This is a genomic window from Candidatus Abyssobacteria bacterium SURF_5, assembly GCA_003598085.1.
GTDB lineage: Bacteria > Abyssobacteria > SURF-5 > SURF-5 > SURF-5 > SURF-5.
On sequence record QZKU01000058.1, the window covers coordinates 1 to 13,354 of the forward strand.

13 protein-coding genes are annotated in these 13,354 nt (G+C 56.2%); 8 read left to right on the forward strand and 5 right to left on the reverse strand.

The annotated features are described in order from the left end of the window. Positions 1 to 846: hypothetical protein (locus C4520_08265; protein ID RJP22371.1), on the reverse strand; the 846-nt coding region annotated here is incomplete at its 3' end. 200 nt (positions 847 to 1,046) lie between these two features. On the opposite strand from C4520_08265, the gene C4520_08270 reads away from it, so the two are divergent. Next, on the forward strand, positions 1,047 to 1,619 hold the full coding sequence (locus C4520_08270) for a PRC-barrel domain containing protein (GenBank protein ID RJP22372.1): 573 nt from the start codon (positions 1,047 to 1,049) through the stop codon (positions 1,617 to 1,619). A gap of 82 nt (positions 1,620 to 1,701) precedes the next feature. Here C4520_08270 and C4520_08275 read toward each other — a convergent pair whose 3' ends face one another. Then, positions 1,702 to 3,522 (reverse strand): CocE/NonD family hydrolase, encoded by a 1,821-nt coding sequence (locus tag C4520_08275; GenBank protein RJP22373.1) that lies wholly within the window; start codon positions 3,520 to 3,522, stop codon positions 1,702 to 1,704. 197 nt (positions 3,523 to 3,719) lie between these two features. Beyond that, positions 3,720 to 4,889 (reverse strand): aminopeptidase P family protein, encoded by a 1,170-nt coding sequence (locus tag C4520_08280; protein ID RJP22374.1) that lies wholly within the window; start codon positions 4,887 to 4,889, stop codon positions 3,720 to 3,722. 151 nt (positions 4,890 to 5,040) lie between these two features. Between C4520_08280 and C4520_08285 the strand changes: the two genes are divergently transcribed. From C4520_08285 to C4520_08310, 6 genes are all read left to right on the forward strand, one after another. After that, complete coding sequence (locus C4520_08285) at positions 5,041 to 5,220, forward strand: hypothetical protein (GenBank protein RJP22375.1); 180 nt, start codon at positions 5,041 to 5,043, stop codon at positions 5,218 to 5,220. 400 nt (positions 5,221 to 5,620) lie between these two features. Then, entirely contained in the window at positions 5,621 to 6,511 is an 891-nt protein-coding gene (locus tag C4520_08290) for a radical SAM protein (protein ID RJP22376.1), read from the forward strand. 2 nt (positions 6,512 to 6,513) lie between these two features. Continuing rightward, entirely contained in the window at positions 6,514 to 7,221 is a 708-nt protein-coding gene (locus tag C4520_08295; protein ID RJP22377.1) for an HAD family hydrolase, read from the forward strand. A 116-nt stretch (positions 7,222 to 7,337) separates the two neighbouring features. Beyond that, positions 7,338 to 8,327 carry a hypothetical protein gene (locus tag C4520_08300; protein RJP22378.1) on the forward strand — a complete coding sequence of 330 codons (990 nt, stop codon included), beginning with the start codon at positions 7,338 to 7,340 and terminating at the stop codon, positions 8,325 to 8,327. Between the two features lie 61 nt (positions 8,328 to 8,388). Next, the gene (locus C4520_08305) at positions 8,389 to 9,051 is read left to right on the forward strand and encodes a MotA/TolQ/ExbB proton channel family protein (protein ID RJP22379.1); all 663 of its coding nucleotides are present in this window, start codon (positions 8,389 to 8,391) and stop codon (positions 9,049 to 9,051) included. A gap of 5 nt (positions 9,052 to 9,056) precedes the next feature. Continuing rightward, positions 9,057 to 9,470, forward strand: a complete 414-nt coding sequence (locus C4520_08310; GenBank protein RJP22380.1) for a biopolymer transporter ExbD — start codon at positions 9,057 to 9,059, stop codon at positions 9,468 to 9,470. Between the two features lie 101 nt (positions 9,471 to 9,571). Here the strand turns inward: C4520_08310 and C4520_08315 are convergent, their stop codons facing one another. After that, on the reverse strand, positions 9,572 to 10,582 hold the full coding sequence (locus tag C4520_08315; GenBank protein RJP22381.1) for an NAD-dependent epimerase/dehydratase family protein: 1,011 nt from the start codon (positions 10,580 to 10,582) through the stop codon (positions 9,572 to 9,574). A 186-nt stretch (positions 10,583 to 10,768) separates the two neighbouring features. On the opposite strand from C4520_08315, the gene C4520_08320 reads away from it, so the two are divergent. Continuing rightward, on the forward strand, positions 10,769 to 11,683 hold the full coding sequence (locus C4520_08320; protein ID RJP22382.1) for an alpha/beta fold hydrolase: 915 nt from the start codon (positions 10,769 to 10,771) through the stop codon (positions 11,681 to 11,683). Positions 11,684 to 11,964: 281 nt separating this feature from the next. Here the strand turns inward: C4520_08320 and C4520_08325 are convergent, their stop codons facing one another. After that, positions 11,965 to 13,155 carry a hypothetical protein gene (locus C4520_08325; GenBank protein ID RJP22383.1) on the reverse strand — a complete coding sequence of 397 codons (1,191 nt, stop codon included), beginning with the start codon at positions 13,153 to 13,155 and terminating at the stop codon, positions 11,965 to 11,967. Positions 13,156 to 13,354: the final 199 nt, after the last annotated feature.

Here is a 13,354-nt window from a genome sequence, read left to right on the forward strand (position 1 = left end):
ATACCCTCTGCGACATTGCTCTATTCCTCTTTCACCATAAAAACCCTGTCTTTGTGCCCTTTCACTCACTTCCGAATGTCGGGTTGCGGAATCGCTGACGGGGTCCACCTCGGCAACCACCGCACCGCGTCTCATGATATTATTGCTGTGAGTGTAGATTGCGCCCAGCGTTTTCACCACTTCCACCTCGTCCCACGGATCGTATTCGGAATGATTCAGGATGATTTCGGCCTCGCCACCCTCAATCAGATATGGTCGAAACTCGACCTCCTCGCGAATCAGTCGCGGGGAATAGTCGAATGCACCGCCTTCGGGCGCCGGAAAATGCTTGAAATTGAACGCAACGACAACCCCGTCGCCATTTTGGCTGAGGATTTGTGAAAAAACGTCCTGTGCGCCTTCCATATTGAACTTGCCCGACAGTTTCGCCCGGACATCGAGAAAACGGACACCGTGTCTCTCAACCCATCCTTCAACATCGCTGCCCTCGCGATTCAATTCTATCTTCGCAATTTTCTTGGGGTACCCGTACACCTCCCGGCCGCCGGCCATTGCCATATCGTTTGTAACCGGCATCGAGAGGCAATAGGCGCCGGTCTCGCCTTTAAACCTAGCTTGCAAAAATAAAGCGGCTTCGAGATAGGTTACTCCAAAATTCGTGCGCGGATAGTCCGCGATAAACCCGAATGCAAGGGGCCTCTCCGCCGGCTCGAGCGGCGGCGGCAGCAGTCGCCTGACAATTTCGGGTTTCGTCTCCCAGACGACGGCCAGCATCTGCGCCTCATAAAACTCACCGGTTTCCCTTTGCATTTGCGCTATTTCTTCGTATGTCTTCACGAAACCCATAGTATCCTCCGCAGAATAGCTCAATTCCCATGTTCGCTTTTCTCACTTTATCCGAGATATTGGTTCTAAGCAAATTTTGGCAAAAAAAAGCAAAAATATAGAGCCGGACGCGCCAGACAATGACATAGTATTAATAGAGAAGAGAGTGTTGGGCGTACGAATAAAATGGTTCCAAAATAAGGTGAAAAGAGGAGAAAAAAATGAAAGTATTGAGCTTATTCGTGGCAATGGCGTTTGCTTTCTCGTTCTTAGCGATGCCGGCTTTTGCTGCCGGCGAAGGTGAAGTAACGAAGGACGGAACGCAGATGCAGGGGTTCTACAAGGGAAGTGATTTGCTGGATAAGAGCGTGATGAGCAGCGAAGGTGAAGTGCTCGGAGATCTGGACGATATCATCATTGGGCAGGATGGAACGCTGAAGTACGGTATCATCTCTTCCGGCGGGTTCCTCGGAATGGGCGAAGAACAAGTCGCTGTTCCGCTCAAATCCATTCAGCTTGCTCCCGAGCAGGATGCTCTCATGGTCAACGTGACGCAGGACAGATTCGAGAATGCTCCCAGGTTTGACCAGGAAGGCTTTACCTCCGAAATGGAGCGCGAAGTAAGCGCATACTATGGCGCCGAGGAAATGGAGATGGAGCCCGAAGCAGAACGTGAATTGGCTCCCTTCGAGGAGACAGAACGGGAATTTGAAGGCATGAAGGAAGAGGGCCGCATGGACCACGAAGGCCGGATGGATCAGGAAGGCCTTTCAGGCGAGGAAAGCGCCTATTAATTCATACCCGATCATACATCATGCTGACGATTGGGCCGGCGCGCCATCCAGGCGCGCCGGTTTTTTTGCCTCGACTCAGCCGCTATCGTTTCGGCGGCACAACCGGTATCTGCAGATATGAATCGTACTTTCCACCCGTGTGAATAGTATCTTTCGCATGCCGCGCCCGATACAGACCCACCCGCGAGCCCTGCATTGTCATCGGACTGTCCGATGAGAGCGTCAGCACCAGGCGCGACCCCTTCGGGTACACCATGCTCGTCGGCCAGACCTCGACCTGCATCTCCACCGGCTCGCCCGGCTCGAGCGGCAGCAGATTCTTGTGGCGGTGATAGGGGCGCGAGGCGGTCGTGAGTTCCGGGTCCAGTTCGCGGTGCTGAGCGGAAAGCCAGCCGACCGTCACAATCTCCCGCTCTCCATACCATTTGTGCAACAGCGGATGCAGCGTCGGATGCACGATCAGCATTACCGCGTGCACGTTCATGTCGTTGATGCTTGAAGAGACCCACAGATTGAGCTTGATCTCGCCCGTGATCTCGGTGTCCTCACGAAACGGATCGGAAACAAACACAGCCACATTATCGTTTTCTGTGTAGCCGCCGGGCGCGTCATACGTGACACTGGTTTCGGTTTCGGGCAGCGTATCGGCAAAGCCGCCCGCCGAGTCGTCTTTTGCCGCCTTCAGATACAGCTTTCGATATTCCGTGCGCGCGATCGGCCAATCGTTTTCATAGCGCCAGTCGAAATCGAAACGGCCCGTCCCGGTCCGCACGGCAAGCTTTACCGGCGGCTCATTCATGATGCCGTTATCGATGCCCTTGAGCCAGTAATCGAAGAACCTCAATTGGGTCAGGAATCCCTCTTCCGAATAATACGCGTCCTGATGCGCGCCGGTGTGCACCCGAAGCTTCTTGTTCGCAGAGGCCGCTCGCTTGAATCCCTCGAGGTTCCCCCGCAGGTGGCCGGCTCCCATCCAGCCGTTCCAGTTGCCCGCGCTGTAAAGCGGGACCTGCACCTCGCTCCAATCCGGGCGTCGCTTCGCCCAGAACTCGTCATCCGTTCGATGGAACACGAATTCCCAGATGGCCGGCGGCGCATTCTCCTCGTAATTCTGCGCGTGCGGCCAGCCGCGAACGGAGTAGTCGCGGTAAAACTCGCCGACGTAGAACATCACCCACGGGAAGCAGAAGATGCCGCCGCGGTAAAAGCTGTCGCGGTACTGATCGGCCAGGCCCTCCCACGGAATGATCGCCTTCAATGACGGCGGCTGCTTCGCGGCGACATACCATTGATTGATCGCGATGTAGGAGACGCCCGAAAGGCCGATGTTGCCGTTGCTCCACGGCTGGCGCGCCGCCCATTCGATGGCGTCGTAATAATCCTCGGCTTCCTGATCGTTCAAGCCGGAGGATTTGCCCGTCGATTGCCCGAAACCGCGCATATCGATGCGAACGAGCGCATACCCCCACGGAACCCAGCGCTCCGGGTTCGGCAGCTCCCACACCTGGTATTCTCCCGGCTCGCCCTCGTGACCCTCCGGAACTGGCCACGGCCGGTCCTTCATGTACGCCGTCATCGACATGATCACCGGAAATCGGCCCTCGGCGTCCGGCCTGAAGATGTTCGCCTTCAAGCTCGTGCCGTCGCGCATCGGGATATCCACATTCATTTCCGCGATCAACCCGTACTCCTGCTTCGGCCCGTAAGCGGAATGATACTGCTCGATCGCCTCGCGCGCCTCGTCATTCGCCTTCACGGCCTCGGGAACGCGCTTGTCGCCAAAATGGTCCTGCGGCCGCTTCACCTGCGGAGTCGCGCAGGAAAGAAAGCAAACCGAGGAGAACACGAATAGCAAAAGGAGAAGCCTGCGCATCAAACCGTATGACATCTTCCACCTCCACATCCGTTGAACATTCGCTACCGTAGTGTTTCAAAAATGGCTTCCCAAGGCGATGGGGACTGACTCCATTTACGGAATTCATGCCTTTTTGAATACGTAGAATGGTGTCTGTCCCCAGAGCAAAGCGGAGCGAAATCACGCGCCTCGCGTGATAGAACGGCGCCTGTCCCCGGAGCAAAACCGTGAAAAAGCGCTGTTCGCTATGTTTCGATCACCAGTTCTTCCAGCCGCTCGGGCGCCTGCGTCAGCTTCACGTTCCCCGTTTCCGTGATCAAAACCGAGTCGGAATGCCGGAAGCCGCCCAACCCCTCGATGTAGATGCCCGGCTCGATGCTGATCAGCATCCCCGGCTCGAGCTCGCGATCATATCCCAGCGCGAGATACGGCGCCTCGTGACCGGTGATCCCCAGCCCGTGGCCGGTGCGATGGAGGATATGCTCGCCATAGCCGGCATCCACGATGACTTTCCTCACCTTCTCGTCGATCTCATTCATGTTTGCGCCCGGCTTCGCCAGCTCGTACGCCAACTCGCGGGCTGCCATCGAGACTTCAAACGGCCTCTTCGCCTTTTCCGGCGCGCGCCCGAGAAAAAACGCGCGCTCCACCTCGACTCCGTAGCCGTCGAATTGGCCGCCGACGCCGGACACGTGCGGCCCGCCCTCCTCCATCGCGAGAAACGGCGTCGGCACGAAATGAGGATCGTGCGACTTCGATGGAGGCAAAACGGCCGCCCCGACCTTCGTAACGTAATAATTGAAGTCGGGAATATCCGCCACCAGCTTCTCCATGAGGAACTTCTGGACCTCGCTGAATATCAGCAGTTCCAGCGCGCCCGGCCTTGCGATCTTCAGGAGAATCTCGTGGCCCTCATTGATCAATTGGCAGGCGTGAACCGTTCGGCCGATTTCATAGTCGGTCTTGATCAGCCGGGCCTCATCGATGATATCGGTGACGGCGAATGCGGCCGACGGCGTCTTCTCGGCGATGAAGAGCGGCAGAGTCGGCTCCACGCCGATACGACCTCCCTTCTTGAAGAGAGGCCGAAAGACATCGAACCACATCTGTCCCTTTGGAGCCGGGAATTCATAATACGTCGCATATTCCAGCGGCGCACGGGCGCGCGCCCGAACATGCGTGCTTTCGAGCAGCGGGCACAACATCATCGGCGTCCCGTCCTGCGGGATCACGAGAATGAACGGCCGCTCGTGCACGTAATTCGCGAAGTTGGTGAGATAGTAAATGTTGACGGGATCGTGAGACACGTAGTAATCAAGGCCTTGCTCCGCCATCAGGGCGCGCACCTTGTCGAGGCGGGCGGCAAGCTCGGCTTCGCTCGGAGGGGTGGTTATCGGCTTCGGAATCTCGCTCATCGGGTCTCCTTCGTAATGTTGCCGCATCCATCTTGCCTGAGCTCGATTGCCTAAGAGAATAGCAGACTCGATGGAACAATTGCAATCAGCTTGAATGGCATCCACACGAGCAAACAGAGGAAAGAGAGAGTTCCTTCTTCAACCTTAAACTTTGAAACTCGAAACCTGGAACCCGAAACCCGAACCCATCATCGACCACACGAATTCGCACGAATTAGACGAATTCTTGAACCCGCCGATACACGCCGATGAACTCTCCGTTCGTCATCCTGAGCACAGTCGAAGGATCTCTCTTCTGACCTTGAACCTTGAACTTTGGACCTTGAACTGATTCATCCACCACGTGGGCCTCGCGGCCACGGAGGAAAGACAAAATCGAACCACGAAGAAAGAGAGACAGAACCACGGACGCACACAGATTCACACGGATCATTGGAACCCAATAAATGCCCGTGTAGGGGCATCCCGCGTCTCGCGGGAACGTGCCCGTCGATTCATCCTGACCCGCCGAAGGTAAAATTCCCCCTTTACGAAAGGGGGACTAAGGGAGGACTAAGGGGGATTTCCCTCGTCGTCATTCCTGCTCCGCCTGCGTTGGGGTCGCGACCCTCTTTCTTTCATCGCATGCCCCAAGAATTTTTCATTTGGCCGCTCAACGTGTTATAATTTTGAAATATAATCGATGAAAAAAGGCTTTTCGACTACCTTTGGAAGTATGAGGAATTTCGATTATGGTGTATGAACTTCCGCCGTTCCGGCCGCCGAGCGAGGCCTACAGCATGCTGCTGCGCGTTACCCGCGGATGCCCATGGAACCGCTGTACCTACTGCGGCATGTATAAGGGAATGAAATTCGAGACGCGGTCGGTCGAGGAAATGAAAGCCGATATCGACGCAGCCCTCGAATTCTACGGCGACCGCGCGATGAACGTGTTCATCGGCGACGCCGACAGCCCGGTCATCAAGACGGTTGATTTCGTCGAGATTTTGCGCTATCTGCGCTCGAAATTCACAAGGATACACCGGGTCACCAGCTACGGCCGCGCGAAAACAATCGCGCTGATGGCGCCCGAAAAGCTCAAGCGCCTGGCCGAAGCCGGCCTCGACCGCCTCCACCTCGGCCTCGAAACCGGCGACCCCAACCTGCTGCAGTACATCAAGAAGGGGGCGACGCCGGAACACATGATCGAGGCCGGCCGCAAGATAAAAGCCGCGGGCATCGAGCTCTCCGAATATCTCATGCTCGGCGTCGGCGGCTCGAAAGGATGGGAATCGCACGCCCGCGAAAGCGCGCGCGTCCTGAACGCGATCGTTCCCGATTTCATTCGCGTGCGCACAATGACGCTGATCCCCGGCACGCCGATGTTCGAGGCGTATGAGAAGGGCGAATACCTGCCGGCGAATGTGCTCGAGATGCTGATGGAGGAGCGCCTCCTGATCGAGTGCCTCGACGGCATCGGCTCCGAATTCCACAGCGACCACGTCTCCAACCTCGTCCCCGTCTTCGGAAAATTCATGGGAGACAAGCCGCAGATGCTCGAGACGCTCGACCGCATCATCGAGCGCGTCGAGAAAAACAAGGATAAACTGACGAACGAACCGCGGATTGCAACGGTAATGTAATTATGACGGATAAACAAAAAAAGATTTCGACCGTTTTCTTCGATTTCGGCGACACGCTCGTCGAGGGCAGGCCCGCATATCTGCATCGGGTGGCCGATCTGCTCGCCGAGTTCGGGTTTCGGCATGAGGTTGCCGAGGTCGTGCACGCATTCAATAAGGCCGACTATCTCGTGTACGTGGATCATCAATCGGGCTCGCTCTCGGTGGATGGCCAATACATGATGCGGTTTCTCCACCATTTCGGGGAGTGTCTCGGCGTCAAGATCGACTGGAAGACGCTTCTGCCGCAGATTCTGCGCAAGTTCGACGACCAGCCGTACGAGCGCGCGCTTGCCGATGGCGCGATCGAAACGCTCGGCGCGCTCCGGGACAAAGGATACCGCCTCGGCGTCATCTCGAACAATGACGGCAGTTGTCGCACGAAATGCGAGGCGCTCGGGATCGCCGACTTCTTCAAGGTGATCGTCGATTCCTCAATCGAGGGCGTCCGCAAACCGGCGCCGAAAATCTTTGAGATCGCGCTCGAGCGGATGAAGATTTCCCCTCGCGAGGCGATGCACGTGGGCGACATGTATGGAAGCGACGTGCTCGGCGCCCGCGACGTGGAGATACAGCCTGTCTGGTACAACCAGAACAAGGTGGATGCCTTCAGTCCGTACCGGCCGGCGCACACTGTAGAACAGCTTGCGCAGATACTTGATTTCGTGTAACCGGCGGCCCCGGCGAGGTCGCTCGTAAATGAGGGAGCCTGCTTAACGTGTCCCCGGAATTCCAAAGCCGGCAATCCTGAAGTCAAATTCCCTTCCGCTCTTGGAGGTACATTTCCGTGGCGGGTTCTCGTTCCTTTCGTGTTGCGCTTCTGGCGTCGGCGTTGCTTCATATGGGAGCGTTTGCGGCCTTCGACCAGGATGTCATCTCGCGCAAGCTGCTTGCGCCGCCGCAGATTGCTGTGGCAAAAAAGAAGCCGGAAATCGTGCGATTCGAACTCGTCGAAACTCCGGACTCGGCCAAGGTCGACGCGGCGCCAAAAAGCGCCAGGCTGATGTCGGACAAAAACACCCGCGCGCAAGACCTCTTTCAGAGCGAAAAAAAGCTGCCGGACGCGCCGCATATGGAGGGCAAAAATCCTGACGCGCGCGATACGAGGCCGCAGATGATCTCTCCCCCCGAGACGCCCAGGCAGGCTCAGAAGCCGGCGCCGCCCGCCAAGCCGGCAGAACCTGTCAGACAGCCGGAAAAACAGCCACCGGCAAAGGAGCCGGCGGAGACAAAAAAAGATGCGAAAATCGGGGTATCGATCGAGCCCGAGCCTCTCCAGCAGGCGAAGATGGAGCCTGACCTCGATACTGCGAAGAAAGAAGTGATCCAGTTGGCGAAAAAGTCCGCCGATGTCTCGATGCCCGTTGCGCCAGCTCAGTCTTCGCGCGTCGTCTCAGCCGCCAGCCCGCGCAATACCAATGCGGATGCGGAGATAACCGGCGAGCTTTCATATGCCGCATCGCGTCATTTCTTCGGCGAGTACCTGCTCGCGATGAAACAGGCGGTAGAACGGCAGTGGATTTCGCGACTGGTGACGAAGTACACCGGCCTTGTCGTCTCGAAAGCCGTCATCGACTTCAAGATTCAGCCGGATGGGCGCGTGACGGATATGTCGGTCAACTCCTCCGAGGGCGACCCCTATTTTCCGCTCGTGTGCGTCTCTTCAATCAACGATGCGCAGCCGTTCGGCCCCATTCCATATTCGCAAGCGGTCGGGTTGCCTGAGGAATTCATGAACAAACCGCTGAACATACGGTTCACTTTCCAATATGATTAGGAATTCAGAGGGAAAGAGGTAATCTTGCTCCAAATGAAAATACAAGTGAAGGAGGCGTGAGGTGCAAACGTCGCTCCATTTGATGAAAGCCGGCGGAATCACCATGATCCCGCTGCTGATCTGCTCGATCCTGGCGCTTGCCATTATCATAGAAAAGGCGTACAGTCTCCGCGCGCGAAAAGTGATTTCGCCCGAGATCGCCGGGATGGTCGAACACCTCGAGAGCGACGATCAGATGGTCGCATCGCTCGCGCTGTGCGACCGGATCAATACGCCGTTTGCCCGCGTGATCAAGACAGGCCTGATCAATCGCAGGCTCGCGCGCGCCGATAACATCGAGCTCGTCCAGTCGGCCGCCCGCCGCGAGGTCACCTCTCACGAGCGCGGCCTCCTGATGCTCGAAATCATCACCGGAATCTCGCCGCTGCTCGGGCTACTTGGCACCGTGCTCGGCATCTTCCACGTGTTCGGCGTGATCGTCGAGCGCGGCATCGGCGAAGCATCGATCCTGTCGGGCGGCATCTCCGAGGCGCTCATCACCACGATCGTCGGCCTCTTCATCGCCATCCCCTCATTCGTAGCCCATAGCTACTTCTCGAAGCGGGTCGATGACCACATGCTCGAAATCGAGCGCTTCGCAAATATGCTGATTCACAAGCTGTATGGGAGCCAGGCGGAGCAGGCCGAGCGGCTGCACCTGGAACACGAGGAACTGTCGAGGTAGACTCTATGATCAAGGTCCGCGAGCGCCGCCGAAAAAAACCCGCGATCAATATCACCTCGCTCATCGACGTCATGTTCCTGCTGCTCATTTTCTTCATGGTCTCGACCACGTTCGCCGAACACCCGGGCATCAAGCTCGAACTCCCGAAAGCGAAGACCGGCGAGCCCAACACGCTCGACCCGCTGGTGTTGACGCTCACCAAGGCGGGCGACATGTTTCTCAACGACGTCGCGGTCGATGAAGAGCAACTGCGCGTCCGGCTCAAATCGGCTTCAAACAGACCCGACGCTTCGCTCGTCCTGCGCGCGGACAAGGATGTCCCCTACGGCTTCGTCATCCACGCAATGGACATCTCCCGCCAGTGCGGCATTCGCCGCATCACCTCCCTTACCGATCTTCCCCAAAATGCGGGGACATAACATCGGTTTCGTTCACAAGCATTTGAGGCCGGTGCGAAAAGCGCCCCCGCGGAATTATCGATGATGCGCCAAATGGAGTGGCAGCCCTTTCAGGGATGCTGTCAGATGCCCGGATTCCGCGCGCCGCCGGAGAGGTGGACCCAATTGGAGAGCCGGCGCATGCCCTCGTCGATGGTTACGGCGGGACGATATCCGAGCATGCTTTTGGCTTTCTCGCAACTGAAGGTGAGATTGCGGCCGGTGAGGGCGATGCCGTAGCGGGTCATGAGCGGCTCGCTCTTCGAACTGGTTAGCGAATGCAGCTTTTCCGCCACAGCCGCCGAAGCGTATGCGACCGAGTAGGGGATCGAAATTTTGGGGTGGGGGAAGCCGGCGGCGTCGGCCATTTTCGTAATGAACTCGCGCGCGGTGATCCGCTCGTCGTCGGTCACGAAAAAAGCTTCGCCGGATATCTTCATATTGCGGCCTGCGAGGATGAGGCAGTCGCACACGTTCTCGACGTAGCTGGTCGATGTCTCCGCACGGCCGCCGCCAATGAGGAATAGCTGCCGCCGGTGCGCGAGCTTCGCCATGATCGGCATGATCGTCGTGTCGCCCGGGCCCCACACCCACGTGGGCCGAACGGCTACGGCGCTCACCCGCCCGCTCTTTGCCGCCTCGAGCACCTCGCGCTCGGCCAGAGCCTTCGTCTCGGAATAATGGTCCTTGTAGCGCGGCGGATACGGCGTTGTCTCGTCGGCATTGTATTTGTCGGTGAAATCGAAGGTAACCGACTGCGTGCTCACGTACACCAGGCGACCGATGCCGGCAGTCTCGCATGCCTTGAGCACATTTCGCGTGCCCTCGACGTTCGCAAGATAGAATTCCGTGCGCGACCGCCCCATGCCGACCAGCGCGGCGGCGTGATACACGATATCGATCCCTTTTGCCGCCTCAAGCACGGACTCATAATGAGTAATGTCGCCGTCCGCGAGTGCGGCGCCCATTTCCGCGAGCGGAGCCTTCCTGCTGGTCCTGCGCACCAGGCACCTGACGCTGTCGCCCTGCTCGATCAACTTCCGCACGAGATGTTTTCCCATAAATCCGGCGCCGCCGGTTACGAGCGCTTTCATCGGTCACCTCCCGTTGTCAATCCTCTATCGCACGTGATCGATTATATACGACGGAAAATCATTTTGAAAATGATGTGAAGAAAAAGCTTGAACAAATCCTGTTAATCCGATATATTTGCTTGTCGAACAACAATACCGTGAGGCCTTGAATATATTATTTCCGCTGGCGAACAAGGAGACCCCCAAATGCCTATCATTCGCACGCCCGAGGAGCGGTTCAAGAATTTGCCGGACTACGATTTCGAGTCGCATTATGCCGACGTGCTGGGATGCCGGATGCACTACGTTGACGAGGGCGCCGGCGAAGTTGTCCTCTGCCTGCACGGCGAGCCGACGTGGTCGTTCCTCTATCGCAAAATGATCAAGGTCCTGCGGAAACAACGCCGCGTGATCGCGCCCGATTTCATCGGGTTCGGCAAATCCGACAAGTACACCGAAAAGAGCAAGTACTCGTTCCAGATGCATCGCGATTTTCTGGTCGAATTCCTCGAAACGCTCGACCTGCAGGACATCACCCTCGTCTGCCAGGACTGGGGCGGCCTCATCGGCCTCCGCGCGGCCAGCGAATTGCCTGACCGATTCGCCCGCCTGGTCATCATGAATACCGGCCTGCCGACCGGGGAGGGCGAGATTTCCGAAGCTTTCATGAATTGGCGCAATTACGTCGAGCGGACGCCCGACCTGCCGATCGGTCAGCTCATGCAAATGGCGATGGCCGACCCCGACCGGCTCACGCCCGACATCATCCGCGGATATGAAGCGCCGTTCCCCGAGCCGAAATACAAGGCGGGCGCGCAGGCATGGCCGCTGCTGGTTCCCATCAGAAAGGATGATCCGGGCGCGGCCGAGATGCGGCGCGCGCGCGAGGTCTTTTCAAAATGGATGAAGCCGGCGCTTGTGATGTTCTCCGATGGCGACCCGATCACGCGCGGCGGCGACCTCTTCTTCCGCGCTCTGATTCCATCGGCCAAACAGCGGCCGGAAATCACCATCCGCGACGCCGGCCATTTCCTTCAGGAAGAAAAGGGCGAGGAGATCGCGCGGCATATCCTGGATTTCATGGCGGACACGCCGCCGCTTGAACAGGAGCACGGAAACTGAAGAGTCGATAACGGAAGGTGGATTTTTGGGGGTGGAGAAAAGAAGTACGCTTTCCCTAAGAGAAATGCACATATTCAACGCAAGCTCTTTTGGGAGCGCATCCTACTTCTTTGATTTGCTGTTGTTCGCAGGCCTTGCAATTGCGCTCGTGTTTGCGCGGTAAGATGCTGTGGCGAAGAACTGCTGCATTTTCAGACTTGGCCCCTTCGGCCCAACAATTCTTTCACTTCCAGTGCAAATTCTTCTTTCACCGCTCCGATTGTCCTTTTGCGCCGCCATCTTCAATCACCCCTCGCGTGCAGACCATATAAATGTCGTGCAGTGAGACCAGTATATCTCTCGAAGTCAAAATCCTGATCCTTGGCTTTGGCTTTCGCCAGCTCAAAAATTCTTTCTGATTCGCTATGAGGATACGGTTCCACGTAAACAACCTTCTTTATCCCTACCTCAAGAATCATTTTTGCGCACATCAGACAAGGGAAGGTCGTACAATAGAGGGTCGTCCCCTTTAAAGATATTCCCTTTCTTATTGCCCTCAATATTGCTCGTTCCTCAGCGTGCACAGCATAACACAAGTCCAAGTGCTTTTCAAGAAGGCTTCTCTTTCTTCTATTATCATATCCGCAACTGCATTCTGCTAACGTGATCTGGATTTCCTTGTCCCTGCATCCCTCGCACTTCAGCAATTCTTTCCGCCTGCAAACTTTACAATCTGATATTCCTTCGGGCACTCCATTCCATCCCGTCGAGATCACATTCAATCCATCTGCTATGACCGCGCCAACTCTCCTTCCTTGGCACTTTGAAAGAAGCCTCTGCATAAAAGCATGCGACATGAGAACGGCCTTCTCCACTTTATCACTAGCTTCTCCTGATACAATCTTGAAGAAATCTCCCAAGTCATCGTAAAGCTTGTGAGGTTTCGCTTTACCCTTGTCTTTGTCATTGTTAATGAAATAGTCTGCCATATTCACACAATCAGTTACTTGCTGACCGTACTCAGGTTGTAAATCTCCGCTATCTCTCATGTCGGCGTCCAGGAACTCGTCCCGTTCCTGCTGATTTTTGACATTTGTCCACCTCATCCTGTCTTCTTCAGACGCGTAAAGAGCCAAAACATAGCAATGGGGGATAAGGTTCCGAAGAAATCTTACTTCCTCTGGATTTCGGACTGTCTCTATGACAACCCGCCTCACTGCTTTGCGAACTCGACCAGATCCGAGAAACTTGTCAAGAGCAAGCTGCATCAAAATTTGGCTGCCCTTCGTCTTTCTGATTTTATCTCCGTAATTTTGCATTTCGCTTCTAGAAAGACCCTTCGGGAGGTTGTAAAAATCTCTGAGGATACTGGACAGTGAAATATGCTTGAATCTATATTCCTTCTTGAGATATTCGGCGCTGGTGGTGCATCCGCTTCCAAATGCGCCCGCTATCGCAACGTAGAGCATGTTCGACGATTTAGCTCTCGTCATCCGCAGCCTCCAAGCACTTTCATTCCTGTTTGATTATGAATAGAACTGATTGCTAGTGTAGCATATTTCTATGTTCTCATCAAATCTGGAAGAGAACAGCCCAGCGATTCCGCAACCCGACATTCGGAAGTGAGTGAAAGGGCACAAAGACAGGGTTTTTATGGTGAAAGAGGAATAGAGCAATGTCGCAGAGGGTATT